This is a genomic window from Arthrobacter sp. NPDC055585 (assembly GCF_053619115.1).
In genome coordinates this window covers 832,073-855,735 of sequence record NZ_JBSHIT010000001.1, presented here as the reverse complement: position 1 = coordinate 855,735, position 23,663 = coordinate 832,073, and the positions used below count along the sequence as shown (strand labels likewise).

Genomic DNA, 23,663 nt, shown 5'->3' with positions numbered 1-23,663 from the left:
CTGCACCCGGGAGGGTGTGGGAGAGTAGGTCACCGCCGGACAATCATTAAAAAGGCTCAGGCCCCGCAACGCTGCGGGGCCTGACCCGTTTAACAGCACATACCCTTGGGCGGCGGGGGCCAGGCGCCGGGCACCCCCGGGCGCCAGCCGGCTGGCTGGCGTCCTCCAGCCGGCAGCCTCAGGCTCAACAACGCCCCCGCCGCCGAGCCTAACCGCCCTTCCCACGCACAGTGACACCTGTTACCCAGTGGGACCACACCAGGCACCACCCGCCACAAACACTGGGAACCACGGCAGAGAACAGCGCCCGGAATCGAACAGGACCCAGTCACCGAGCTCAGTCCGAGGACCACATTGAATCTGTTATGCCTGCGTACGATGCCTCGGAAGGATCCGTGTCGGCTGCGGCACCTTCGTACTCGAGCACAATCCAGTCGGACTGGTAACCATCGGGGCCGAGAGACTCCGCGAAAGCCGCGGCGTCGTCCTGACTGTCGAAGCTGTAGACAGTCACCTCGTCGCCCATGGCCGCCGCTTGGCAGGGAATCTCTTCCCCCGCATTTCTCGGCGGTAACGTCTCGGGGGGTTGGTGATCGGAGTGTCCGGGTTGAACCAAAACCCTTGCATCACGAGTTCGGGTGTCAGCTGCGATCGTGTACTGGTGCAGCCTGACACCGGAAGCACACCGGCGCAGGCCAGCAGAAGCACGCCGCCGGCAGCCAATAGCTGGCTGTGCTGACCGTGAATTGCCATCGTCCGACTCCGTCCATGGGGCCGGCATACCGCCGGATCAGGTAAACCATTCCAGAGGACGACGCTGCTGTCGAACACATGCTGATGGGCTAAGAGTTCCTGCATTCCGGAAACCATTCCAAGGACTGCGTAGGCTGGGAAGATGACTTCATCCCTGTTCTCCCACGCCCCGGAACCCGAGCCCGAGGGCACCCGCGTACCAGTCGCTGACCTCCAAGAGAGCTGCACTGTTCCCCGTGAAACCGAAGAGGCCTTCCGCGGATTCCATGAGTACCCGCATCTCTGGTGGCCCACCGAATTCACCGAATTTGGAGAGGGGACCCATGTGGAGTTTGAAGGCGGCTCGCTGATCGAAACCAGCGAGGACGAAGAAACCGCCGTTCGTGCGGCCGTCCAAGAGATCCGGCCGGGAGAGGTTATGGAACTCGAATGGAACCCAGGCGCCGGTTCCAGCACTGTAACGATCAACTTCGCCGCAGACGGTACCGGTACGGCCGTGACCATTCGGCACACCGGATTCGACACGGTTCCCGACGGCGCAGGGCAGCGGCAAGAAGCAGAGGCCCTCTGGCGCAACGTTCTGCAACGTTACGCCCGTTTTATGGGCGCCCGGTAGCCTTCTTGCTATGACCATGCCTGCCCTGCACGACCTGGAAGTATCAATCCCTTCAGTCCGCATCGACACGGATCCTGAAACCCTGAAGCGGTACGCCCGAGACCAGGGCCCGGTGCAGGAACTCATTGATCCTTTGGCCGTGGTGTGGGCAGAATCCATCGCTGACGTGCAGGAGGTTCTGCGCTGGGCCTCGCGCACCAAAACTGCAGTCGTCCCCCGTGGGGCGGGAACCGGTGTTTCCGGCGGAGCCCACGCCACACGGAACTGTATTGTCCTGAGCCTTGAGAAGATGAACCGCATCCTGGACATCCGGCCGGGTGACGAACTCGCCGTGGTCGAAGCCGGGGTTGTTAACGCGGACCTCAACGAAGCGGTGAAACCGCACGGTCTTATGTACGCACCGGACCCCGCGAGCTACAAGGTCTCCACCATTGGCGGCAACGTGGCCACGAACGCCGGCGGCCTGCGCTGCGCCAAGTATGGCGTGACCAGGGATTCGGTGCTGGCGCTGGACGTGGTGCTGGCAGACGGCACGCTGATCCATACCGGGCACCAGAGCTTCAAGGGGGTTGCCGGGTATGACCTCACGGGCCTGTTCACGGGATCGGAAGGAACCCTTGGCATCGTGGTCGGCGTGACCGTGCGGCTGCGTTACCTGCCCAATGAGGTTCGGACCATCGCAGCGTTCTTCCCCGACTTCCGCACCGCAGCAGCAGGTGTACTGGCCGTCGGTGCAGCACGTGTGCAGCCTTCCATCATGGAACTGCTCGACGGCGCCACAATGGCGGCCCTGGACGGTGCCCACGGCTCCGATCTGGGCACCCGCGGCGGGGCCCTGCTGCTGATCCAGACGGACGGGTTCGGTGCCGAGGCCGAAGCCGCCGCCGCCCGTGCCGTGCTTGCCGAACTCGGCGGAACAGTGAGCACCGAGGGGTCTGAGGAAGCCGAGCGGCTGCTGGACCTGCGCCGGCACAGCAGGGGAGACGACGTCGACCATGAGATCCGCGTTGGCGAGGACGTTGCTGTGCCCCGTTCACAGCTGGTGCATTACGTGGCGGAGCTGGAGCGTATGGCAGCGGACCACAGGGTTCAGCTCAAGGTTGTAGCCCATGCCGGGGACGGGAACCTGCACCCCACGTTCTGGATCAGTGCGGAGGAGGGCGCGGGCGGCGTCGAGAGGCTCAACGCCGCCCTGGACGAATCCATCACGGTTGCCCTCCGGATGGGCGGCACGATCACCGGTGAACACGGCATCGGCCAGTTCAAGCTCCGCTGGCTGCCGCAGGAACAGCAGGAAGAGGTCCTGCAGCTGCAGCGCCACATCAAGGCCATTTTTGATCCCGCGGGGATCCTGAACCCGGGCAAGGCAGTACCGGGGATCTAGCCTCAATCCGTCCGGCTACGGCAGGCGCATCCACACCGTCCGGTTGGGGCGCAGCCGCGTGTCTTCCATGGTGCCGGGCGAGCTTTCGTGCAGAATCTCAAACTCCGGCAGTTCCACCGGCTTGGTGCCCATGTTCATCACGGCCAAAATGTTCCCGTTCACGAAGGCGACGACGCCCTCGTCATCATGCTCGGGCCACCAGGCCAGGGAGCCGTGGCCCAGGCCGAGTTCCCGGCGCAGGGACAGCGCGGTCCGGTACATCCGGAGAGTAGAGTCTGGGTTCCGTTCCTGGATATCGCGAGAATGTGTGCCCCACAGTCCGGGCTGTGGCAGCCAGCTCTTTCCGGTGCTGCTGAACCCGTACGACGGCGCGCCCGCGACCCAGGGCAGCGGCACCCGGGAGCCGTCCCGGCCTACGCGGATGCCTTCCGTCCGATGGAACGTGGGGTCCTGGCGGAACTCGTTGGGGATCATGGTGTGGTCCGGCAAACCCAGTTCTTCACCCTGGTAGAGGTAGACGCCGCCGGGAAGCGCGAGCATCAGCAGGGTCGCCGCCCGTGCTCGGGCCAGTCCCAGGACATGGTCCGGCTGAGCGTCCTCGGGGCCGATCCCGTCCCCGAGCCTTAGCTCATTCCCCTTGAGCCCGAAGCGGGAGACGTGGCGGACGACGTCGTGGTTGGAGAGGACCCAGGTGGTGGGGGCGCCGACCTGATCGAAGGCGGTGAGACTGGTTTCGATGATGCGCCGCAGTTCGCCCGCCTCCCAGGGATGGCTGAGGTAGGCGAAGTTGAAGGTTTGGTGCATTTCGTCGGAGCGGACCCAGTCGGTGAGCCGGTCCAGAGGATCTACGTTCGCTTCGGCGCAGAGCACGCGGTCGCCGTCGTATTCATCGAGGATTTTGCGCCAGGAGCGGTAGATGTCGTGGATGCCGGCCTGGCCGAACATGGGTGCCTGATCGCCGGGAAAGCCTTCGCTGGAGGCGCCGTCGGCGCGGCCGCCCCAGTCGGGCAGCCCGCTTTTCTTGATCAGGGCGTGGGCGACGTCGACGCGGAACCCGCCGACGCCGCGGTCGAGCCAGAAGCGCAGGATGCGTTCGAATTCATCGTGAACGGCGGGGTTGTCCCAGTTGAAGTCGGGCTGGGTGGAGTCGAAGAGGTGCAGGTACCACTGTCCGGGGGTGCCGTCGGGGCGTGTGGTGCGGGTCCAGGCGGGGCCGCCGAAGTGGGACTGCCAGTTGTTCGGCGGGTTTTCGCCGTTTTCGCCGGTGCCGTCGCGGAAGATGAACATGTCCCGGGCAGGGGAGTTCTCCGGGGCGGCGAGGGCGGCCTGGAAGAGGGCGTGCTGATCGGAGCAGTGGTTGGGGACGAGGTCGACGATGACACGGATGCCGTGGTTTTTGGCGGTGGCCACGAGGTCATCGAAGTCGTCCAGGGTGCCGAAGAGGGGGTCGACGGCGCAGTAGTCGGCTACGTCGTAGCCGGCGTCCTTCTGGGGGGAGACGTAGAAGGGGGAGAGCCAGATCGCGTCGATGTCCAGGCTCGCCAGGGCGGGGATTTCGGCGGTGATGCCGGGCAGGTCGCCGATGCCGTCGCCGCGCAGGTCGCGGAAGGAACGGGGGTAGATCTGGTAGATCACCGAGGAGCGCCACCACTGCCGTTCCCGGTTGCTGGAAGCTTCATGAACCGGAACCAGGCGGAGCTCTCCGTTTCGTGCGACAGGTACGCGGGGAGCGTTGTCCATGAAAAGAATCACCCCTTTTCTTTTGTGCGGTCTGGGTACGTCCTCTTAAACGAGGATAAGTCTCCTTATGTGCCGGGGATCCGGCGTGATAACCCACACAATTGCCGGCTACTGATCACGGGTCACTGGCGGAAGAGCGCTTTACAGGAGCGTCCATGCTGGTCGGGATAGACTTACGGCTACTGCTGGCAGCGCCCCCGCGTCAGGCCGGCGTCCGTCCCCCACCAGCCATCATTCGGGAGAACCATGTCAGAGAACCGCAACGACGTCCCGGGCGAGCCCGCCAAGGACCCGCAGGCGCAGCCCTGGGACCAGGCCCCCGCGAATGCCGCCGACGCCGATGCCCCGACCCAGCCGCTGTACGGCCGCTACGCTGAGGGCTCCGGTCCGGAAGCCGGACAGGCACCGGATGATTCAGCTCCGGAGACCAGCCGGCAGCCGGAACCGCAGTACGCTTCGACACCCGGCCAGGGACCCTGGAGCCCGCCGCAGGGCCAGCCCCAGCAGCCCGGCTACGGTGCGGCCCCCAACTCCGGCTACGGCGCTCCGCCGGCGCCCTACGGTTACCCGGGCAGTTACCAGGCTCCCGCGCCGCAGCCGGGCAAGACCATGGGCATCATTGGCCTGATTCTCTCCTGCCTGTTCTTCATTCCCTTCGCCTCGCTGGTAGGCGTGATCCTGAGCATCGTGGCCTTCGTCCAGTCACGAAAAGCCAGGATGAGCAACGGTCCGGCACTGGCGGGCATCATCATTGGCGGCGTTGTGTTCGTGCTGACGGTGCTTGCCACAGTGGCGCTGTTTGTCTTCGCAGTTGATACGGCCAACACATTTTATGAGGTCTGCACCGAGCGGGGAACGGGAACGTTCTACGTCGACGGCCAGCGGATTGACTGCGGTGACCTCGCTGAATTTGAACAGTCTCTCTGACAGGCACACAGACAGACAGGGAAATAAAGCACTGCAGGCCGGGATCAGCTCCCGGCCTGCAGTGCTTTATTTTCTAGCCCGATGAAGCGCCGCTTTCAAGAATCCGCATAGTCGTGGTGTCCGGGTTGAGCAGGATCGCCGCCTCATCCCGGCGATGGCGCAGCACGTTGTCCATATAGGACTGCACCGCTTCCGCCAGAGGGACGTAGCGGTTCTCCTTCTCGGACATGTACCAGCGGTGCTCCAGTACCTCGTGAACCACCTCGGCCTGCTCCAGCTTGCTGCCAAGTTCCCGCGGCACGGACTTCACGATTGGTTCGAAGACATGGGTGACCCAAAGGTGGGCGCTCAGCTCTTCATCCATGTCCGGGTTGTTGTCCGCCCGGTAGGAGTCCAGATCATTCAGGAGCCTCCGGGCCTGGTTTTCCTGGGCATCCAGTCCGGTGAGGCGCAGCAGGCGGCGCTGGTGGTGGCCGGCGTCGACAACCTTGGGCTGGAGCTGCACCTGCGATCCGTCCGGAGTGGTCCGGATGGTGAGTTCGTCGACGTCGAACCCCAGCTCATTCAGGCGCCGGATGCGCGCATTGACGCGCCAGCGTTCACCGAGCTCGAAGGATTCCTGTTCGGTTAGCTCGGCCCACAGATTGCGGTAGCTGTCCATGATGCGTTCGCTTGTGGCCAGCGGATCAACGTTCTCTTCGATCAGGCCGCCCTCGGCGAGGTCCATGAGTTCCCCGGCAATGTTTACACGGGCGATCTCCAGATCGTATTCACGCTGGCCCCGGGAAAGCTCCGGGTACAGCTCGCCGGTTTCGGCGTCCACGAGGTAGGCGGCAAAGGCCCCGGCATCGCGGCGGAAGAGGGTGTTGGAGAGGGACACATCACCCCAGTAGAAGCCGGCCAGGTGCAGCCGGACCAGTAGCAGCGCCTGAGCATCGATCAGGCGGGTCAGCGTGACTTCCCGGAGCGTCTGGGAAAACACGGCACGGTAGGGCAGGGAAAAACGTAGATGGCGCGTCACCAGCACCGGATCCAGCTCATTGCCTTCAGCGTCCTGGCGTCCGGTGATGACAGCCACGGGGGCGACGCTGGGGATGTTCAGCCGCCGCAGCTTGCGCAGCATGTGATACTCCTGCCGCGCCACGTGTTCGCTGGTCTCCTTGATGGCGATCAGGGAATCGCCCATCCGCGCGAACCGGACAACGTGCCGGGAAATGCCGCGGGGCAGCGCGGCCAGGTTTTCCTTGGGCCAGTCTTCCAGCGGAATGGACCACGGAAGATCCAGCAGGGCGGGGTCCATGGAGGCCGCGGTGATGTTCAGCGAACCAAGGGGTTCCTGCGTTGCCTCACTGTGGCTGCGGGGGAGCTTGCCGGGCTGCTCCCAGTTGGTTGGTTCATCACGCCAGTTGGCGCGCGGAGCTTCAGTCATTGGCATTTACGCCTTCTATCAGCGCTGGACGGGGGTTAAACCAGTGCGGTGGCCTTCCTCCTGAAGTCTAGATCAGGGGAAAGGCCACCGCACGCGCACAGTGTTGCTAAAGGCTACGCTTCGTCCGCAAGTCGAGCACCGGTGCTGGTGTCAAAGAGGTGCACATGCCCTGCCTTCGGCTTCACGAACAGGGTGTCTCCCTTGGCGGGAGGCTTCCGTGCATCCACACGGGCCGTAATCTCGTGTTCCTGGCCGTCCAGGAAGGTGTGGCCGTAAACGAAGGCGTCTGCGCCGAGTTCCTCCACCACGTCCACTTCCACCTTCAGGCCCTCGCCGTCGGCAGCAATGTCCATGTCTTCCGGACGGACACCGAACGTAACAGTGTTGCCGGCAGCGGCGTCGAGGATGCTGCGCGGAACCGGGTACACCGTGCCGCCGAAGGTCACACCGCCCTCGGTGGCAGGCAGTTCCAGGAGGTTCATCGCCGGGGAGCCCATAAAGCCGGCAACGAAAACGTTCATCGGCTTGTCGTAGAGGTTGCGCGGGGTATCCACCTGCTGCAGGATGCCGTCCTTCAGCACGGCAACGCGGTCGCCCATGGTCATGGCTTCGACCTGGTCATGGGTGACGTAGACGGTGGTGACGCCGAGGCGGCGGGTCAGCGACGCGATCTGGGTCCGGGTCTGCACACGCAGCTTGGCATCGAGGTTGGAGAGCGGCTCATCCATGAGGAACACCTGCGGGTTCCGCACGATGGCCCGGCCCATGGCGACACGCTGGCGCTGGCCGCCGGAGAGTGCCTTGGGCTTGCGGTCCAGGTAATCCTCAAGGTCCAGGAGCTTGGCGGCCTCGCGGACGCGCTCCAGGCGTTCCTCCTTCGGGACGCCGGCGATCTTCAGCGCAAAGCCCATGTTGTCCGCCACGGACATGTGCGGGTAAAGCGCGTAGTTCTGGAACACCATGGCAATGTCGCGGTCCTTGGGCGGAACGTCGGTGACGTCGCGGTCACCGATGAGGATGCGCCCGGAGTTGACGTCTTCCAGGCCGGCGAGCATTCGCAGGGAGGTGGACTTGCCGCAGCCGGAGGGGCCAACGAGCACCAGGAATTCGCCGTCGGCGATTTCGAGGCTGAGGTTATCGACTGCAGGGCGCTCGGTGCCCGGGTACACACGTGTTGCTTGGTCAAACGTTACCGTTGCCATGATATTTCCCTTCACGGGCAGGTACGTGCCCGACGATCCGTTGTGAATGGGTGGATGTTTAGTTGTGAAACAGCAAGAAACAAGTGACGGACGCCACGAAAGCGGTCACTGGTGGCAAGTATGCCACGTCTGTCCAGCGGACAGAAGGAAAACAGGTAGCCGGAAGGTTAATTTCCGACGGCGGCCAGGCGCAGCTCGTGCAGATGTTCCAAGACCGCGGCAAACTCTTCCGGTGATTCAACCCGGAACCGGGCGGCGCTCTCTCCCGGACCGACCTTGATTCCCACGTCCTCCGGCTGCAGCACGGCGAAGCCCAACTCGTCCGTGACATCGTCACCGGCGAACAGGACAGCGGTGGCCCCGGTCAGCTCGCGCAGCGCGAGGATGCCTTCACCCTTGTTCGCGTGGACAACGGAGGCTTCCAGGACCCGCTTGCCGTCCGTGACCTGCACACCGTCCAGCTCGCCCAGCCGTGCCCGCGCCGCCGCGACCGCTGCGGATGCGTCGTCGTCGGACGCGCTTCGGGTATGCAGGACGACGCCGGCGGGCTTGTCCTCGATGCGGCAGCCGGCGCAGGCTTCGGCCACTTCGGCGACGGCCGCGCGGGCGCGGGCCAGCAGGTCCGCCTGCTCCGGAGTGAGCTGCAGGGGTTCTGCGTTCGGGCCGGTCCAGGTCTCGGCGCCGTGGCTGCCGACCAGCAGGGTTTCCGGCTCGGGTGTGGCAACGGCACGCAGGCTATCCAGCGCCCGGCCCGAGATCAGCGCCGTCGCGGTTCCCGGCACGCCGGCCAGGGCGCGCAGCGCCTCCGCTGCGGCCGGGAGCGGCCGCGCGTCGTCGGCGTGTTCCACCAGCGGCGCGAGGGTGCCGTCGAAATCGACGGCGACCAGCAGGTGGTCGGTCGTGGCGAGGGTAGCAAGGGCGGACCGCAGGTCCATGGGAATCACTGGGGTTCTCCTTCCAGGCGCAGGGCGTTGAGGAAGTTCTGGGACCAGCGCTCGACGTCGTTCTGCAGGACCTGCCGGCGCATCAGGCGCATCCGGCGCTGGGCTTCACGCGGCTGCATCTGGATGGCGGAGACAATCGCGTCCTTCAGCCGGTCAATGTCGTGCGGATTGACCAGCACGGCCTGGCGCAGCTGGTCTGCAGCACCGGCAAACTCGCTGAGCACCAGTGCGCCGGTGTTCTCCGTCCGGGCGGCAACATATTCCTTGGCCACCAGGTTCATGCCGTCGCGCAGCGCCGTGACGAGCATGACGTCTGAGGCCAGGTACAGGGCAACCATTTCCTCCACGGGGTAGGAGTGGTGCAGGTAGCGGATGGCGGTGTTTGACATGGTGTCGTAGGTGCCGTTGATGCGGCCTACGGTTCCTTCAACCTCTTCCCGCAGCAGCCGGTACTGTTCCACGCGCTCGCGGCTGGGGCTGGCCACCTGGATCAGGGCCGCGTCCTCAACGCTGATCCGGCCGTCCTCGAGGAGTTCACCGTAGGCCTTCAGCCGGTGGCTGATGCCCTTGGTGTAGTCCAGGCGGTCGACGCCGAGCAGGATGACCTTGGGGTTGCCCAGTTCGCGGCGGATCTGCTTGGAACGCTCAATGATGTCCTCGCGTTTGGCCAGTTCGGTGATCTGGTCCACGTCGATGGAGATTGGGAAGGCCTCAGCCCGGGAAATGTAGGTGTTGCCCTCATCATCGGTGATGTGAACCTGCTGCTGGCGCACTGAATGCCCGGCGAACCGGCGGACGCAGCGCAGGAAGTTTGCGGTGTCGCTGGGGCGCTGGAACCCGATCAGGTCCGCTCCCAGCAGGCCGGCGATGATGTCACGCCGCCACGGCAGCTGCGCGAAGATTTCCAGCGGAGGGAAGGGAATGTGGTTGAAGAAGCCGATCTTCAGGTCCGGGCGGGCCTTGCGCAGCATCTGCGGAACCAGCTGCAGCTGGTAGTCCTGCACCCACACGGTGGCGCCCTCAGCGGCGACCTCGGCGGCAGCTTCGGCAAAGCGGCGGTTGACGGTGCGGTAGGAGTCCCACCAGGTTCGGTGGAACTCGGGCGGGGCAATAACGTCGTGGTACAGCGGCCAGAGTGTGGCGTTGGAGAAGCCTTCGTAGTAGAGCTCCACCTCGGAGGCGCTCAGCGGCACCGGCCGAAGATGCATGTTGTCATGGTCAAACGGTTCCAGCGTTTCGTCCGGCGCGCCGTGCCAGCCAACCCACGCGCCGTCGGCCTTCGCCATCACCGGCGCCAGCGCCGTCACGAGGCCGCCGGGGGAGCGGCGCCAGCTGTCTGCGCCCTCTGCTCCGTTGTCCGCCACCCGGTCCACGGGCAGGCGGTTGGAGACCACTATGAAGTCGTAATCGCCGTACCCGTCCGTTGAAATCTCAGTTTTCGATTCAGCGGCAACAGCGTTCACCTTTTGCACTCCTAAGTTGACTTGTTTGTTCGCCACTCTATCCAACGGGGGAACCTTTGTACCCACTCCGGGCGTTGACGCTCAGGTGCAGGGATTATGGTTGTCCCTGAAGACCGAGTACCTGATGCCGCCCAACTGCGGCCGTTTGAGAGACAGAAGGAACTATGACCGACCGGAATCCCAAGGTCACCAAGGCCGAGCGCCAGGCCGCGGCGCGCGAGAAGGCACGGGCCCTGCGTGAGGCACAGCTGAAGAAAGAGCGCCGTAACAAGCTGCTGACACGCTGGGGCATTGTCGCTGGAATCGTTGCCGTCATTGTGATCGTCGCTGTGATTGTTATCAACAGTGTCCGCGGCGGAATCCCAGACGCCGGACCGGCCCCGGCCAACGGCAACATCAACGGCGGGTTCACTCTGACCTCCACTACGTCGCTGGAACCGGCGGACACCGGTGAGGTTGACGTCAACAACCTCCCCGAGGCGACCACCACGAACGAAGCGGGTGAAACCGTGCCGGCCGGCGTCGAAGCCGCAGGCCCCGGCGAGCCGATCCAGATTGTGGAATATGTGGACATCAATTGCGTCCACTGTGCCGACTTCTCCTCCACCTACGCAGACCAGGTCAAGACCTGGCTCGACGCGGGTGAGGTCACCCTCGAATACCGCACCGTCGCTTTCCTCGACCGGAATTCGCCGACCAACTACTCCTCTCGCGGCGCCAACGCCGCTGCCTGCGTAGCCGACAAGAACCCGGAGTCCTACTGGGACTTTATGAAGGCAATCTTCGCCCAGCACGCTGCCGGTGAAGTCAACAACGCCGGCCTGGTGGATATGGCCGAGTCCGTGGGCGCCAACGAGGCAGCCGACTGCATCGAGAACGACGGGTTCCGCACCTACGTCAAGTACGCCGATGCTCTGGCCCGCGCGGCTGAGGTCGGCGGCACCCCGACCGTCTACGTCAACGGTGCTGAAGCGGACCTGAACGCCTTCGTGGAGACAGTGCAGAGCGCCATTGACGCCAACAAGGCTGAGGCTTCCTCCTAGTTCCGCCGTAGTCCGGCTGCCCGCCGGGACAGAACCATCCCTGGTTTCGTTCCGGCGGGCATGCTGGGCTAATCTTGTCTAGCGCTGTCTTGTCGTTTGGTGCGTTGACTGCAACGACGACGGCGCGGGGCCTGCATTTGCGGCCCACGCCTCCTTAGCTCAGTTGGCCAGAGCACCTGTCTTGTAAACAGGGGGTCGCCGGTTCGAATCCGGCAGGGGGCTCCACCAAACCCCTCCTGATCAGGTAAAACGCCCGATCAGGAGGGGTTTTTGCGTGGTGCGAACGGGGCCCGCGATACGTGAACAAGGAACCCTGGATCACCGACGCCGCCTCCTGAGACTTCACCGCCGTCCCGTTCTTTTTCGCCGTCAGCCCCGTGACGTGGTCGCTTCTCTATTGGCCTCAGGAATACCGGTGCTAGCTTGACCGGACGGCTGGCCCCCGCCAGCCGGAAACCAGCACGAAGGAGTGCACCGTGAGACAACCAGCCACCCGGTCCGGTTTCTTCCTCGCCGGTCTTCTAGCCGCTGCGCTGAGCGTTCCAGCGGCAGGAACCGCCATGACATCGCAGACAAACAACACGACGGTTCCCGGTGGAGGAGCGGGCACTGACTCCAAGGCATCCCCAAACGCGGCGGGAGGTTCGTCTCCGTCAACACCCTGGGTTGGCAGCTGGGCTGCATCGATGACCCCGGCCGGGCCGGAAGGCAGCGTTTCCGGAGCGGGTTTCACCGACGCCACTCTGCGCCAGACGGCTCACCTGTCCGTTGGCGGGGACAGCCTGCGTATTCGAATCAGCAACGATTTTGGTACCACCCCGCTGGTGATTGGCGCTGCCACCGTTTCTCCCGGTTCGGCTGATGAGGACCCGGATCCGGACAGGCTGCGGGAAGTAACGTTCGACGGCGCTGCTTCAGTAACTATCCCCGCAGGTGCCGAGTGGGTCTCCGATCCGGTGCAGCTCTCTGTGGAAGGGAACTCGGACCTGACCGTCAGCATGTACCTGCCCGGCCCCACCGGTCCCGCTTCCGTGCATACGCTCGGGATGGCTACCTCGTACCGTGCAGAGGGAAACGCCACAGCGAGCCCAGCGGACTCCTACGAAGCCCTGGACACCTCGCGGTACTTCCTGGAAGGGGTGGACACGGCTACGAAGGCGCTCGGATCGGTGGTCTTCTTCGGTGACTCCATCACTGATGGATATGCCTCCACCGTTGACGCCAACCTCCGCTACCCGGATCAGGTTGCTGACCGGCTGATGCGCAGGCCTGAGGCCCGGCAGTGCGGTGTGCTCAACTCGGGAATCAGCGGCAACCGCGTGCTGGAGGACGCGGGCACGGCGGGCATCTCGGCCCTGTCACGTTTCGAGGATGACGTCATTGACCAGACCGGTGTGCGGACCGTTGTGCTGCTTGAAGGCATTAACGACATAGGCCGGACCGGCGGAGCGCTGGACCCGGATTCACTGATCGCCGTCTACCGTCAGTTCATTGAACGGGCACACGACCACGGTATCCGGGTGGCAGGTGCCACGCTGACACCATATGGGGGCGCCGGCTATTACACGGATGAGGGCGAGCAGGACCGCCAGGCAGTGAACTTCTGGATACGGACGTCAGGAGAATTCGACGCGGTGATCGATTTCGACGCCGCGGTCCGGGACTCCCGGGACCGCAGCAGGCTGCAGGCCCGGTTCGATCCGGGGGACCACCTTCATCCGAATGACGCCGGCTACGCGGCGATGGCATCAGCCGTCAACCTTCAGGAGATCTGCCGCAGATAGGGCAGATCCCTGCCGTGGGGGCGCCGTCCGGGAGGGCGGCCCCACGGCTCTGGGGGAATCAAATGGGGGCCCTTCCAGACCCTGGGATCAACGGGAATCTGGTTGGGCTGCCAAGCCGGTCATAGCGTTTTCTATGGTCCAGTCCGGGCCGGAGAATTCGAAAGGAACGCTATGTCCGCTAGACCCAGCACCGGAACCGGCAGGGAGAAAACGCCGGGGGTGAACCGATGAGTGCATCGGCTGAGGCACCGCCCCGGACCAAGGCGAATTGGGCCGGGGTCGTATCCCTGGGGCTGGGAATCTTCGGCATCGTTATGGCCGAGTTCCTGCCCGCGAGCCTGCTGCCGCGCATGGCCGAGGACCTCGGCGTCAGCGCCGGAGCTGCCGGACAAAGCGTCACCATGACGGCCGCAGCCGCCGCGGTGACGGCGCTGATGATCGCTGTTGTCCTGCCTCATGCCGACCGCCGCAGGGTGATGCTCGGTCTCACGCTGCTCGCGGCAGTTTCCAATGTCCTTGTGGCTCTTGCCCCCAGCCTCCCGGTGCTTCTGGCAGCCCGGGTGCTGCTGGGGATCGCCTTGGGAGGATTCTGGGCCATGGCAATCGCCGTGGCCGCACACCTGGTGCCCGCCGACCGCCTGGGCAGGGCGCTGACCGTAGTAAACACCGGAGTCTCGACCGCAACTGTGGCCGCCGTTCCGCTCGGTGCGTGGCTGGGCGAGGTGTGGGGCTGGCGGGGTGTCTTTGTGCTCGGAGCCGGCGCAGCAGCGCTGGCACTGGTCCTCCAGGCGCTGACCCTGCCGCGGATCACCCCCGGCGCAGTCAGCGGGCTCCGCGCCCTGGGTTCAACGCTTCGGTCCGGAATTGTGCTGCTGGGAATGCTGGCCGCCTTCCTGATCTCCGGCGGCCATTTCGCCGGATTCACCTACATCCGTCCGGCAGCCGAAAGCCTCTCGGGTATTGATCCGGCAGGCATTGCCCTGATGCTGCTCGTCTTTGGGGTTGCCAACTTCCTGGGCACGCTGGCGGCCGGCCCCATGGCCGACCGCTCGCTGCGGCTGGGGGTGCTGCTGTTCCCCTCCGTCCTGGGTGCCGGAATGCTGCTGATGCTGGTCACCGGCGGGTCGGCCGCAGGGCTGTTCGCCGCCGCAGCGCTGTGGGGCCTTGGCTTCGGCGGCGTGCCCACCACGCTGCAGACCTGGGGTGCGCGCACCGAGCCCAGCCACCTCGAGCAGATCGGAGGACTGCTGGTAGTCATGTTCAACGTGGCCATCGCAGCCGGCGCGGTTATCGGCGGGATCCTCGTTGACGGCGTTTCCCCGAATGCGCTTCTGCTGGCCGGGGGAACGTCCGCTGTTGCAGGGGGTCTGCTCATCGTTTGCCTGCGCCGCGGCAGGCGCTAGGACGGCAAGGCGGCGCCGTCCGGATACGGCAGCGCCGTGGCCGAGCCGGCGGGGCTCGACCACGGCGCATGGTCCGCTGCATTCCGGCGGCAGCCGGAGCATCGTGTTCTCAGACGGTGACCGTACGGTCCCTTCCCGGGGACCCGGGGAGGGCGGGATTGCCGGGGAGGTTCGCATTGCGCACCTCCTGGTACTGGGGCAGATCGGTGTACAGCTCGTCGCGCAGCGGGTTGCGGTGCCGCTTGATGATGGTGAACACCTGGTAGACCGCGACGGCGATGTTGGCTGCCAGCGAGATGGCAGAGACAACGAACAGTGCGGTCGGGTTGTGCGAGGAGTCGACGGCGAACGGCGAGGTGCTCACGAATGTCGGGACCGCCATGGTGAACATCATCCACAGTGCCAGCGTGTGGGCGCGGTGCTGCAGCCAGGCACCCTTCTTGAGGAAGAACGCGGGGATGGTGCAGGAGATGAGCAGCGCGGCCCCGGCGTAGAACGCGTGGTCACCGACGCAGTTGTAGACGTAGGCGAAGTTCCAGAGGTCGTAGGCGATGATCCAGAACCACATCATGTCCGGCCAGATCATGTCTTTCGACTTGTCGCGCGAGACGAAAATGCCCATCCAGCCGCAGATGGTCAGCAGGTTCAGGATGCCGGCGGCGGCGTTCATGTAGTTCCATGGGCCGCCGACCATAAACACGCCGTCGTGCATGCCCTGCAGGCCAGCCACCTCGAAGTCACGGATGACGGCCTCTGCGATGTTGATCGCGAGGATCAGCGGAGGGAACAGCAGCATCCAGCGGTTCTTCGCGAGGCGCGGGACGTAGCGGATGAGCATAAAGCCCAGACACCCGATGATGGCCGAGTACACCTTTACCCAGTGGAACCAAGTGCCGGTGGAAGACCCGTCTCCGGCCGTCGTTGGCCACACGAACAGGGTCAGCAGGATCGGCAGCGCCACGAAGAAGGCCAGACCGGCCCACTTCCAGCGCCGCGTCACCTCGTTGAGTGCAATAAGGGCAACCAGGACGACGCCGAACATCGCCCAGGAATACCAGGGAATGGATTCGAACAGGAACATCTTGGGACCTCTCCTTAGCGGTCAGCAGCATGTGTACCTTCGAATTCCAAGGTAAAAAGGGCCCAGCCGCGGGTCATTAGACACCGGGGGCGATGTGTCCAAAAACGTCCGGTGTTACCGTCAGGCATGGCCGATGAGGTCCCTCGGACAAAGCGTTCTGCGGAAGCACGTGCGGCTCTCGCGGCCGCGCTTAAGGCCCGTCTGCGTACTGAGCCGCTGGATAGGGTGACGGTCACGGAGCTGACGCGTGACTGTGGACTGACACGGCAGGCCTTCTATTACCACTTCCCCGACGTGCAGCACCTCGCCGTCTGGATGTTCGAGACAGAGGTGGCCCGTAAGGTCCGTGCCTTCGCGGCGCGGGAGGGGTGGGCTGACGGGCTGGTGCGGCTGATGCTGTACATGCGGCGGAACCGCTCGACGACGCTCGGGGTAATCAACGGGGTGGGCCTGCCGGGGCTCGAGCGTTTCCTGTTTCGGCAGATGCGGCCTGTCACTGAAGCAGTCATGGATCAGGACGGCGGCGGACCGCAGCGCCCGCAGGACCGGGTGCTGGTGGTGGACTTTTACACGTCGGCCGTGCTTGCCGTGGTGCTGCGGTGGGTCGCCGACGGCATGGTGGAACATCCCTACCGGGTGGTCGGTGATCTGGAGATCATGCTGCACGGCGCCGTACGGGAGTCTGTCCGCCGGCTCGACGCACGGGCCGCGCGTCAGGGAACGAGGCGGCCGCGGTGAGCGGGCAGGCTCCGTCCCGTTGAGGCTGCAGGCACTAGGATGGCCGGCAAGGTCCAGACCGTTCCCGGCGGCGCCGGGACGCCGCACTGCAGAAACGAGTCTTTTCGATGAACCAGAACACGGCTCCGGGGGCCGGTGCATGAACGCCCTGGTCCAGGGCTCATTCGGGCTGTTCCTGCTCGCGGCGGTGCTCGGCACAGTGGCCCGCTTCATCGGGGCCGGTCAGCTAAGCCGCAACCAGGCGATCGGGATCCGGACCCGGGCCACCATGACCTCCGATGAAGCGTGGACGCGCGGGCACGAGGCAGCGCTGCCGTGGATGCGTACCGCAGCGCTGGGCGCGCTGGCAGCGGGTCTGGCCTGCGCCGGCGTCGGAATTGCAGTTACAGGGGAGCCGGATAACGTGCTGACGGGGGTCTTGACCCTGGGCGGCTACGCCCTGGTCACCGGGCTCATCATCACCGCAGGAGTGGCCGCGAACCGGGCCGCCTTGAAGGCGTGACGCTGAAAACCGGACCACCGAATTGTTTTGATATCCATTTGTGTCCAAACGTTCCGCAGGCAAAGGGCATTGTTCGCTATTCTCAATGTGGAACAAAGCACAGACCCGCTGCACCAGGTGCGGCGAATTCAAGCGCCGGGCCGAAGCCGGTGATTTCCATGGGGGTGGAATCACCGGCTCCGGGCCGGCACCTGTTTTTTAAGCGTGGGTGGAGCTGTCCCGGTAGTCGGTGTACATGTACGGGTTATCCAGAATGCGTGTCTCCGGAATATCCGGGTTCATATCCTGCTGCCAGGCTTCGGGGCCCAGCTCGGACTGCAGATGCTCCACTGTGGTTTCAACCCGGCGGCGCAGTGCATCGAGGTCCACGCCAATGAGCCGGTGGTTGTACTTGACCGTCCGGCCATTCACCAGGACGGTGTGTACGTCCCCGCGCCCGGCCTGCAGCGCTACCTGGCCGTAGGGGTTCAGGACGGGGAACGCCGACGGCGAATGGTCGTTGCGCAGCAGCACCACGTCTGCTTTTTTGCCCTGTTCCAGGGATCCGACGGCGTGATCCAGGGACAGCGCTGCCGCACCGCCGCGGGTGGCCCAGTCCACCACGTGCTCGGCACGAAGTGAGGAGTGCGTGACGGTGTCCCCCTGCTCGTGGGCTCGCATGTGCTCGTAAGAGCGGTCGGCCCCCAGCGTGGTCCGCATGGCGGTGAACAGGTCGGAGCTGAACCAGACACTGGTGTCGATGGACAGGGACATGGGGATGTTGTGCCGGCGCAGGACCCACGACGGCGGGTAGCCCTGGCCGCAGCTCTGCTCGCTTTCGGTGGAGAGGGACACCGAACCCCCGGTGGCGGCGATCCGCTGGTAGGAATCCTCGCTCAGCGTTGCTGCGTGGACGTAGACGGTCCCGGGAACCATAAAGCCGTGTTCGTGCATCAGCCGTACGCCGTCGTCGTTCGTGGCACCCCAGACGCCGGCGTGGGTGGTGACCGGCAGGTCCAGTTCGCGGGCCACCTCGAAGGCTGCCTTTTCCGGGAACGCAGGGTCACCGGTGACGTCGAAAGCCAGCTGGAACTTCATCATGTCCGTGCGCGGGTTCCGGCGCTTGACGAAGTCTGTGAACTCCGGCTGGACCGTCCATTCCCAGGGTCCGGCAAAGATGTTTCCGGGCGCGAAGACGAATCGCCCGCCGGTTTCTTCCAGAGCGGAAAGCGCGGCTTCAGCATGGTCCAGTGTGCTCAGGCCATGGGACCAGTCAACGGACGTGGTCACCCCGGCGTCCAGCGCATCCCAGGCAGAAAGCGCGTTGCCGGTGGCGATGTCTTCCGGACGGAATGCCTTCCCATGTTCCAGGTAGTACCAGACGAAGTACTGCGTGAGCGTCCAGTCCGCGCCGTAGCCGCGCATCGCCGTCTGCCACATGTGCCGGTGCGTGTCCACCATGCCGGGCATCACGATTCCTCCGGCGGCATCGATTTCGAAGGTGCCCTCGGGGACTTCGAGTGCCGGTCCGACGGCTGCAATGTCTTCACCGGTCACGAGCACGTCTGTGTGCTGCAGGACGCGGCGGGTGGCATCCATGGTCAGGACCGTGCCGTTGCGGAAAACGACGGGCTGGTTCTCCTGCGGGGTGGGGGACGAGCTGTTCATGCTGGGCTCCTGGATGGGGTCGTAAAGGGCGGGAAAAGCGAAAATGCGGGTTCAGGCAGCGGGCCTCTCGGCCGTCCTGCGGCGGGTGGTCCAGCGGCGGACAAGGAAGAGGAATACGAGTGCGGAGACCGCCGCGAGCAGGACGGTGGCCGCTCCTGCCGCGGCGCCGCCGAGCAAAGGCGACAGGGCGGGGAAGCGTTCTGCCAGCAGCGCATCGGCAGAGAACGCGCCGGCACCGGTGAACGCAAGTCCGGCGCCTGCTGCCGCGAGGACGAACGGGTATTCGCCGCCGCCGCGTGCGTTCCAGAAAGACCCGGCCTTCAGCTGGGACACGGTGCCGGCCACTGCCATGGTTCCGGCAGCAGCAGCCGCCCCGAGCGGAAGGAAAAGTCCCAGCAGCAGGAACAGGCCGGCCAGGGCCTCGGTAACGGATGCTGTGATGACCATCAGCCGGCCAGGACGCAGGCCCAGGGATTCGAAGACGCCGGACATCACGTCCAGGCCCTGTCCCTGGAACCAGCCCAGCGACTTCTGGGCTGCGTGTGCCAGCAGGACGGTACCGATCAGCAGACGCAGCAGCAGCAGTCCTTCGTCCACGGCTTCCTCCGGATTCCTTGGTTACGTCACAGGGCTGTGGACGGGTAGGGGCGTCCGGTCCAGTGCTCCAGGCGGCGGGCCCAGTCCCGCTGGTAGGACAGCGGGCCTTTGTCCCGGGTCCAGTCCTCCTCGAACAGACCGATGAACAGCGTCAGGTACAGGAAGAAATGGCAGCCGTTCTCGAACAGCCACACATAGTCATACGTCTCCAGCGCCTGCCGTTCGTCGGCGGTGAAGGACAGCCAGGTGGTCCGTTCTGCCGGGTTCAGCCACTGGCCAACTTCTTCCTCCCAGCGGGCAACAGCGGCGGCGGGGTCCGACTTGTAGCGGGCCACCCAGCCCGGATCGCGGTCCACTGTGAAAAGGAACTTGTTGACGTAGTACCTGCTCACGCGGATGCTCCTTCGCGGTCCGCGTACACCGGGCCAAGCACGGCGCCGGAGGCTGCCGCTGCGCGCACCGCTGCCTGCAGCAGATGGTCCTTCTGCGTGGGGTACCACGTCATGAACATTTCCCGGGTGTGGTAGAGGTCCAGCTGGTCCACGTAGTCCGCTTCTTCCCCGGCAGCAATACCCATCATCAGGATCAGGTCCATAAACCCGTGCGTGGCGTTCCCGGCTGCGGCCATTGATTCATGGGTGACGTTGGCCAGGATCGCCTCAATGTTGCCGGTGGAGAGCCATTCGATGGCCTGCGCATCAAAAACGGGATCGGGGCCGTGTTCACCGAACATCCGCGGCCCGCCGAGTTCCAGGGACAGATGGCCGGTTCCGACCGCCGCGACCTTCCGGTCAGACGGAAAGGCTTCGATGACGCGGCGGATAGCCCGGCCCAGATCCCAGAAACGCTTGGGGGAAGGCAGCGGCGGAGCGAAAATGTTCGTGTAGATCGGAACGATCGGCAGGTCCGCCTCGGGACGGACTGTGATGATCGGGCAGATGATCGAGTGGTCGATCTTCAGTTCGTGGCTGAAGGAGAAGTCGAATCCTGCATCCATCAGTCCCTGGTGCATAAAACCGGACAGCTCGGTGTCGCCGTCGAGCAGGTAGCGGGGCAGGCCGAATTCGCGCTCCTCGTTATAGAACGTTGCGTCGTACTTTTCCTGTTTGCCGATCAGGAAGGTGGGGTAGTTGTCCAGGAAGAACTGGTGGAAATGGTCGGCTCCGACCATCACCAGCACGTCCGGTGCCGCGGCCGTCAGGGTCTGGCGGTAGGCCTCGACTTTCCGCTGCCATTCATCGGCCTGCGGCATGCGCGCTTCGGAGTGGTCGGTCGTGGCTTTGAGGTAAAACGGATGGTGCGTGCTGGCCAGCACTGCGGTGAGCTCGGCCATGGGGTTCCCCTTTCCGGGTGTGGTGTCAGATGGTGTCGGGATCGACGTAGCCCGCGTTGCGGTCCACGGCCATGTAGATGTCATTGGCAATCGGGTTGCGGCGTTCCTCTGCCAGCTGTCCGAGCAGTCCTGCAGCACGTGCCAGCAGTGCAAAGCCGCGCAGCAGTTCCGGAGGCAGGCCAAGGTCAGCCAGTGCGGCACCGCAGACCCCAGCACCGTTCAGGGGCAGCTGCCGGCCCAGGGCCTCCCCGCTCACCCGGCCCACGGCCTCGAACAGGCGCAGATGCGGCCCGCGGAGCCCTTCTTCCTCGGCAATTCCGATCAGCACCGGCGTGCGCGGGTCGCCGTCCTTATGGTTGGGGTGGCCCAGTCCCGGGACCAGCCGCCCTTCGGCACGGCGCGAGCGGATGGCCTGCAGCGCCACTGCATCCCAGCCGGCGTCGTCGCCGGGCAGGTTGTCCCGGTGCTCCGCCAGGACCTCCGCCAGGAACTGGGCACAGTCCTCGGTCACGCCCAGGAACCGGGAACCTCCGCCCAGCAGGCCGGCAGCCAGGGCGCCCTGCAGGGAATCCGGGGCGCTGAGGTAAGTGAGCCGGGCAGCAATGGCGGTGGGGGTGAATCCGTGGTCGGCCAGAGCCACCAGCACGGCTTCGAAAACCCTCAGTTCAGAAGCGGAGGGACGGCGCATAGCCACCAGCCAGAAGGCAAGTTCTCCGAAACTGATCTTGCCCATGAGGTCTTCGGCCAGGTCCTGGCCCAGCAGCCGGATCTCGGTGCGGCTGGAAGTGCCAAGAGAGGTGGGAAAGAACAGGTCCTGGCCGGTAGGCGCGGTCATCGGTTTTCCTTCGGTTCGGCAGCGGACAGCTCATCACTGAGCCAGGAACGGATCTGCTCTGTGTGCTCGCCCAGCGCCGGGGGCGCCAGGTCATAACGCGGAGGGGTAGCGGAATAGGTAACGGGGTTGCGCACCACCGGCACCGCGTTCTGTCCGGTACCTGCGTAGACCACAGGCTCAAGGCCCAGTTCCTGCGCGTACTCAACGCCCTGCCCAATGGTGTTGATGGGCCCGCAGGGAACACCCGCCGCGTTGAGCTGCTCAAACCAGTGCGCCGCCGGGTGGGAGGTGAGCTGCGCGGTCAGCAGCGGGCGGAGTTCCTCCCGGCGCTCGGTGCGGTCGGCATTCTCCTTGAACCGCGGGTCCGCTGCTACCTCCGGGATGCCAAGGACTTCGCAGAGCCTGGCGAACTGGGCGTTATTGCCGGCGGCGACAATCAGGTCATCGTCGGCGGTGGGGAGGGGTTCGTAGGGGAAGAGGCTGGGGTGCGCGTTGCCCATCCGGAACGGCACCGCGCCGCCGGAAACATAGGCGGCTGTCTGGTTTACCAGCCCGGAGAGGGCGGTGGACATCAGGTTGGTTTCCAGCAGCTGGCCGGTTCCGGTGGCGTCCCGATGCCGCAGGGCGGCCAGGATGCCGACGGCGGAATGCAGGCCGGCCATCACGTCGAACACACTGATACCGGCCCGGTAGGGCGGGCCGTCCGGGTCACCGGTAAGGCTCATCAGCCCGGACATGGCCTGGACAATCAGGTCGTAGCCCGGCAGCGATGCGCCGCCCTGGGTGCCAAAACCGCTGATGGAGCAGTAGATGACGGCGGGATTGGCCTGGCGGACGGTTTGGTAGTCCAGCCCGAAGCGGGCGAGGCCCCCGGGCTTGAAGTTCTCGATCAGGACATCCGCCCGGCGGGCCAGTGCCCTTGCGGTTGCGAGATCGGCGTCGTCCTTGAAATCCAGCACTACCGAACTCTTGTTCCGGTTGATCGACGTGTAGTAGGTGGACACACCGTCGGGCCGGACCGGCGGGACCCAGGACCTGGTGTCGTCCCCGGCCGGACTCTCCACCTTGATCACCTCCGCGCCCAGGTCCGCCAGCAGCATGGTGGCGTACGGCCCAGCCAGCACCCGGGAGAAATCCGCTACCACCACCCCGTCCAGGGGGAGGTGAGAAGCGGCTGGGGGAGATTCGGGCACGGTACTTCCTTTCTGCTGGAACGGCGGCTATCCTCTTGCTGTCCGCTAGGCGGACAACTGTCCGCTGATCTGGCGGTGGCAAAAGGATCCATGGTTACGGACACTGTGTCAAGGGTCACAGTCAGTTCCGTAGAAAGGTTGGGGGATAGGAACATGGCGGGAGACCGTGGTGCGGATTTCATTGAGGCGCTGGCACGGGGGCTGGAAGTGATCCGGCACTTTGGGCCGGACGGGACCGAGATGTCCCTCAGCGAAGTGGCTGCCGCCAGTTCCCTGGCCAGGCCGACGGCGCGCCGGATCCTGCTCACTCTGGCGGAGCTTGGCTATGTCAACGCGTATGAAGGACGTTTCAGCCTCACGCCCAGGGTCCTTGAACTGGGGATGGCCTACGTGGGCTCTCTGGGACTGTGGGACATGGCCCGGCCGCATCTGCAGCGGCTGGTTTCCAGAACCGGGGAGTCCTCGTCAATGGCCCAGCTGGACGGGTCTGACATTGTCTATGTGGCTCGGGTGGCGGTGCCGAAGCTCATTGCGCTGAGGGTGGAGATCGGCACCCGTTTCCCGTCCCTGCGCACTTCCCAGGGCAAAGTCCTGCTGGCCGGGCTGCCGTTCGAGGCCGCCCGGCAGGCGCTGGAGGAACATACCCGTTCGGGTCTGCCGCCGGCTCCCGTGCCCGGGGAAGGCCAGCTGCGGGACATGCTCGACGCCGTCCGCGGCCAGGGCTGGGCGCTCGCCGACGAGGAACTGGCGCCCGGCGTGCGTTCAGTTGCCGTTCCCGTACCGGACGGTTCCGGCAAGGTGCCTGCCGCCATGAACGTCACGGTGCATGCCGCGGAAACCAGCGTGGAGAAGCTGCTGGGCGACTACCTCCCGCTGCTGCAGGAGGCCGCTGCGGACACGAGTGCTGACTGGGCCCGCTGGCAGGCGCGACCCCGCTCGGCGTAGCGGTCCCGCAGGTACTGCACAGGCAGCGGTACCCTGTCCCGATGGGGAATGAAAACTATGGGGCAGGGATGCAGGATCCCGCGGATCTTATTCAGTCAATCCGC

22 protein-coding genes and 1 tRNA gene are annotated in these 23,663 nt (G+C 65.1%); 10 read left to right on the top strand and 13 right to left on the bottom strand.

Translation table 11 applies throughout. From position 1 onward, the window contains the following. Positions 1 to 337: 337 nt before the first annotated feature. A complete protein-coding gene (locus ACWGQ2_RS03745; protein WP_452014449.1) occupies positions 338 to 526 on the bottom strand; it encodes a hypothetical protein in 189 nt (62 codons plus the stop codon). 369 nt (positions 527 to 895) lie between these two features. Between ACWGQ2_RS03745 and ACWGQ2_RS03740 the strand changes: the two genes are divergently transcribed. Both ACWGQ2_RS03740 and ACWGQ2_RS03735 read left to right on the top strand, forming a co-directional pair. Then, on the top strand, positions 896 to 1,369 hold the full coding sequence (locus ACWGQ2_RS03740; protein WP_452014447.1) for an SRPBCC domain-containing protein: 474 nt from the start codon (positions 896 to 898) through the stop codon (positions 1,367 to 1,369). A gap of 10 nt (positions 1,370 to 1,379) precedes the next feature. Next, positions 1,380 to 2,753: an FAD-binding oxidoreductase gene (locus ACWGQ2_RS03735; RefSeq protein ID WP_452014445.1), complete on the top strand. Its 1,374-nt coding sequence runs from the start codon at positions 1,380 to 1,382 to the stop codon at positions 2,751 to 2,753. 15 nt (positions 2,754 to 2,768) lie between these two features. Here ACWGQ2_RS03735 and ACWGQ2_RS03730 read toward each other — a convergent pair whose 3' ends face one another. Next, positions 2,769 to 4,493 carry a glycoside hydrolase family 13 protein gene (locus tag ACWGQ2_RS03730; RefSeq protein ID WP_452014443.1) on the bottom strand — a complete coding sequence of 575 codons (1,725 nt, stop codon included), beginning with the start codon at positions 4,491 to 4,493 and terminating at the stop codon, positions 2,769 to 2,771. Between the two features lie 246 nt (positions 4,494 to 4,739). Between ACWGQ2_RS03730 and ACWGQ2_RS03725 the strand changes: the two genes are divergently transcribed. Further along, positions 4,740 to 5,420 carry a DUF4190 domain-containing protein gene (locus tag ACWGQ2_RS03725; RefSeq protein ID WP_452014441.1) on the top strand — a complete coding sequence of 227 codons (681 nt, stop codon included), beginning with the start codon at positions 4,740 to 4,742 and terminating at the stop codon, positions 5,418 to 5,420. 73 nt (positions 5,421 to 5,493) lie between these two features. Here ACWGQ2_RS03725 and ACWGQ2_RS03720 read toward each other — a convergent pair whose 3' ends face one another. From ACWGQ2_RS03720 to ACWGQ2_RS03705, 4 genes are all read right to left on the bottom strand, one after another. Next, a complete protein-coding gene (locus ACWGQ2_RS03720; protein ID WP_452014439.1) occupies positions 5,494 to 6,849 on the bottom strand; it encodes a DUF4032 domain-containing protein in 1,356 nt (451 codons plus the stop codon). Positions 6,850 to 6,962: 113 nt separating this feature from the next. Continuing rightward, positions 6,963 to 8,051 (bottom strand): ABC transporter ATP-binding protein, encoded by a 1,089-nt coding sequence (locus ACWGQ2_RS03715; RefSeq protein WP_452014437.1) that lies wholly within the window; start codon positions 8,049 to 8,051, stop codon positions 6,963 to 6,965. 167 nt (positions 8,052 to 8,218) lie between these two features. After that, entirely contained in the window at positions 8,219 to 8,986 is a 768-nt protein-coding gene (gene otsB / locus ACWGQ2_RS03710; RefSeq protein WP_452014514.1) for a trehalose-phosphatase, read from the bottom strand. Between the two features lie 5 nt (positions 8,987 to 8,991). After that, the gene (locus ACWGQ2_RS03705; RefSeq protein ID WP_452014435.1) at positions 8,992 to 10,458 is read right to left on the bottom strand and encodes an alpha,alpha-trehalose-phosphate synthase (UDP-forming); all 1,467 of its coding nucleotides are present in this window, start codon (positions 10,456 to 10,458) and stop codon (positions 8,992 to 8,994) included. 164 nt (positions 10,459 to 10,622) lie between these two features. On the opposite strand from ACWGQ2_RS03705, the gene ACWGQ2_RS03700 reads away from it, so the two are divergent. The 4 genes from ACWGQ2_RS03700 to ACWGQ2_RS03685 all read left to right on the top strand — a co-directional run bounded on the left by ACWGQ2_RS03700 (position 10,623) and on the right by ACWGQ2_RS03685 (position 14,688). Next, positions 10,623 to 11,501 carry a DsbA family protein gene (locus tag ACWGQ2_RS03700; protein ID WP_452014433.1) on the top strand — a complete coding sequence of 293 codons (879 nt, stop codon included), beginning with the start codon at positions 10,623 to 10,625 and terminating at the stop codon, positions 11,499 to 11,501. Between the two features lie 148 nt (positions 11,502 to 11,649). Continuing rightward, positions 11,650 to 11,726, top strand: a tRNA-Thr gene (locus ACWGQ2_RS03695). A 335-nt stretch (positions 11,727 to 12,061) separates the two neighbouring features. Beyond that, positions 12,062 to 13,285, top strand: a complete 1,224-nt coding sequence (locus ACWGQ2_RS03690) for a GDSL-type esterase/lipase family protein (protein ID WP_452014431.1) — start codon at positions 12,062 to 12,064, stop codon at positions 13,283 to 13,285. Between the two features lie 227 nt (positions 13,286 to 13,512). Further along, positions 13,513 to 14,688, top strand: a complete 1,176-nt coding sequence (locus ACWGQ2_RS03685) for an MFS transporter (RefSeq protein WP_452014429.1) — start codon at positions 13,513 to 13,515, stop codon at positions 14,686 to 14,688. 109 nt (positions 14,689 to 14,797) lie between these two features. Here the strand turns inward: ACWGQ2_RS03685 and ACWGQ2_RS03680 are convergent, their stop codons facing one another. Beyond that, positions 14,798 to 15,769, bottom strand: a complete 972-nt coding sequence (locus ACWGQ2_RS03680) for a DUF5692 family protein (RefSeq protein WP_452014427.1) — start codon at positions 15,767 to 15,769, stop codon at positions 14,798 to 14,800. 225 nt (positions 15,770 to 15,994) lie between these two features. Between ACWGQ2_RS03680 and ACWGQ2_RS03675 the strand changes: the two genes are divergently transcribed. Together ACWGQ2_RS03675 and ACWGQ2_RS03670 are read left to right on the top strand one after the other, a co-directional pair. After that, the gene (locus tag ACWGQ2_RS03675; protein WP_452014426.1) at positions 15,995 to 16,507 is read left to right on the top strand and encodes a TetR-like C-terminal domain-containing protein; all 513 of its coding nucleotides are present in this window, start codon (positions 15,995 to 15,997) and stop codon (positions 16,505 to 16,507) included. 139 nt (positions 16,508 to 16,646) lie between these two features. After that, positions 16,647 to 17,009: an SdpI family protein gene (locus tag ACWGQ2_RS03670; RefSeq protein WP_452014425.1), complete on the top strand. Its 363-nt coding sequence runs from the start codon at positions 16,647 to 16,649 to the stop codon at positions 17,007 to 17,009. Positions 17,010 to 17,207: 198 nt separating this feature from the next. Here ACWGQ2_RS03670 and ACWGQ2_RS03665 read toward each other — a convergent pair whose 3' ends face one another. Genes ACWGQ2_RS03665 through ACWGQ2_RS03640 form a run of 6 tightly spaced genes read right to left on the bottom strand, consistent with a single transcriptional unit; the run spans position 17,208 to position 22,614 of the window. Next, the gene (locus ACWGQ2_RS03665) at positions 17,208 to 18,656 is read right to left on the bottom strand and encodes an amidohydrolase family protein (protein WP_452014423.1); all 1,449 of its coding nucleotides are present in this window, start codon (positions 18,654 to 18,656) and stop codon (positions 17,208 to 17,210) included. 51 nt (positions 18,657 to 18,707) lie between these two features. Beyond that, positions 18,708 to 19,253 (bottom strand): DoxX family membrane protein, encoded by a 546-nt coding sequence (locus ACWGQ2_RS03660; protein WP_452014421.1) that lies wholly within the window; start codon positions 19,251 to 19,253, stop codon positions 18,708 to 18,710. A 26-nt stretch (positions 19,254 to 19,279) separates the two neighbouring features. Next, positions 19,280 to 19,645, bottom strand: coding sequence for a hypothetical protein (locus ACWGQ2_RS03655; protein ID WP_452014419.1), 366 nt, complete (start codon positions 19,643 to 19,645; stop codon positions 19,280 to 19,282). Next, the gene (locus ACWGQ2_RS03650) at positions 19,642 to 20,586 is read right to left on the bottom strand and encodes a DODA-type extradiol aromatic ring-opening family dioxygenase (RefSeq protein ID WP_452014417.1); all 945 of its coding nucleotides are present in this window, start codon (positions 20,584 to 20,586) and stop codon (positions 19,642 to 19,644) included. The genes ACWGQ2_RS03655 and ACWGQ2_RS03650 overlap by 4 nt, the downstream gene beginning before the upstream one ends. A 25-nt stretch (positions 20,587 to 20,611) precedes the next feature. Further along, positions 20,612 to 21,421 (bottom strand): citryl-CoA lyase, encoded by an 810-nt coding sequence (locus ACWGQ2_RS03645; RefSeq protein ID WP_452014415.1) that lies wholly within the window; start codon positions 21,419 to 21,421, stop codon positions 20,612 to 20,614. After that, positions 21,418 to 22,614, bottom strand: a complete 1,197-nt coding sequence (locus tag ACWGQ2_RS03640) for a CaiB/BaiF CoA transferase family protein (RefSeq protein ID WP_452014413.1) — start codon at positions 22,612 to 22,614, stop codon at positions 21,418 to 21,420. Before ACWGQ2_RS03640 ends, ACWGQ2_RS03645 begins: the two co-directional genes overlap by 4 nt. A 153-nt stretch (positions 22,615 to 22,767) precedes the next feature. Here ACWGQ2_RS03640 and ACWGQ2_RS03635 point away from each other — a divergent pair, with 153 nt between their 5' ends. Continuing rightward, complete coding sequence (locus ACWGQ2_RS03635) at positions 22,768 to 23,559, top strand: IclR family transcriptional regulator domain-containing protein (protein ID WP_452014411.1); 792 nt, start codon at positions 22,768 to 22,770, stop codon at positions 23,557 to 23,559. Positions 23,560 to 23,663 lie beyond the last annotated feature (104 nt).

Bases quoted from the DNA above. Each gene is read 5' to 3' on its own strand.
- ACWGQ2_RS03745 (WP_452014449.1), bottom strand. From the start codon at position 526: ATGGGCGACGAGGTGACTGTCTACAGCTTCGACAGTCAGGACGACGCC.
- ACWGQ2_RS03740 (WP_452014447.1), top strand. From the start codon at position 896: ATGACTTCATCCCTGTTCTCCCACGCCCCGGAACCCGAGCCCGAGGGC.
- ACWGQ2_RS03735 (WP_452014445.1), top strand. From the start codon at position 1,380: ATGACCATGCCTGCCCTGCACGACCTGGAAGTATCAATCCCTTCAGTC.
- ACWGQ2_RS03730 (WP_452014443.1), bottom strand. From the start codon at position 4,493: ATGGACAACGCTCCCCGCGTACCTGTCGCACGAAACGGAGAGCTCCGC.
- ACWGQ2_RS03725 (WP_452014441.1), top strand. From the start codon at position 4,740: ATGTCAGAGAACCGCAACGACGTCCCGGGCGAGCCCGCCAAGGACCCG.
- ACWGQ2_RS03720 (WP_452014439.1), bottom strand. From the start codon at position 6,849: ATGACTGAAGCTCCGCGCGCCAACTGGCGTGATGAACCAACCAACTGG.
- ACWGQ2_RS03715 (WP_452014437.1), bottom strand. From the start codon at position 8,051: ATGGCAACGGTAACGTTTGACCAAGCAACACGTGTGTACCCGGGCACC.
- otsB (WP_452014514.1), bottom strand. From the start codon at position 8,986: ATGGACCTGCGGTCCGCCCTTGCTACCCTCGCCACGACCGACCACCTG.
- ACWGQ2_RS03700 (WP_452014433.1), top strand. From the start codon at position 10,623: ATGACCGACCGGAATCCCAAGGTCACCAAGGCCGAGCGCCAGGCCGCG.
- ACWGQ2_RS03690 (WP_452014431.1), top strand. From the start codon at position 12,062: ATGACATCGCAGACAAACAACACGACGGTTCCCGGTGGAGGAGCGGGC.
- ACWGQ2_RS03685 (WP_452014429.1), top strand. From the start codon at position 13,513: ATGAGTGCATCGGCTGAGGCACCGCCCCGGACCAAGGCGAATTGGGCC.
- ACWGQ2_RS03680 (WP_452014427.1), bottom strand. From the start codon at position 15,769: ATGTTCCTGTTCGAATCCATTCCCTGGTATTCCTGGGCGATGTTCGGC.
- ACWGQ2_RS03670 (WP_452014425.1), top strand. From the start codon at position 16,647: ATGAACGCCCTGGTCCAGGGCTCATTCGGGCTGTTCCTGCTCGCGGCG.
- ACWGQ2_RS03665 (WP_452014423.1), bottom strand. From the start codon at position 18,656: ATGAACAGCTCGTCCCCCACCCCGCAGGAGAACCAGCCCGTCGTTTTC.
- ACWGQ2_RS03650 (WP_452014417.1), bottom strand. From the start codon at position 20,586: ATGGCCGAGCTCACCGCAGTGCTGGCCAGCACGCACCATCCGTTTTAC.
- ACWGQ2_RS03645 (WP_452014415.1), bottom strand. From the start codon at position 21,421: ATGACCGCGCCTACCGGCCAGGACCTGTTCTTTCCCACCTCTCTTGGC.
- ACWGQ2_RS03635 (WP_452014411.1), top strand. From the start codon at position 22,768: ATGGCGGGAGACCGTGGTGCGGATTTCATTGAGGCGCTGGCACGGGGG.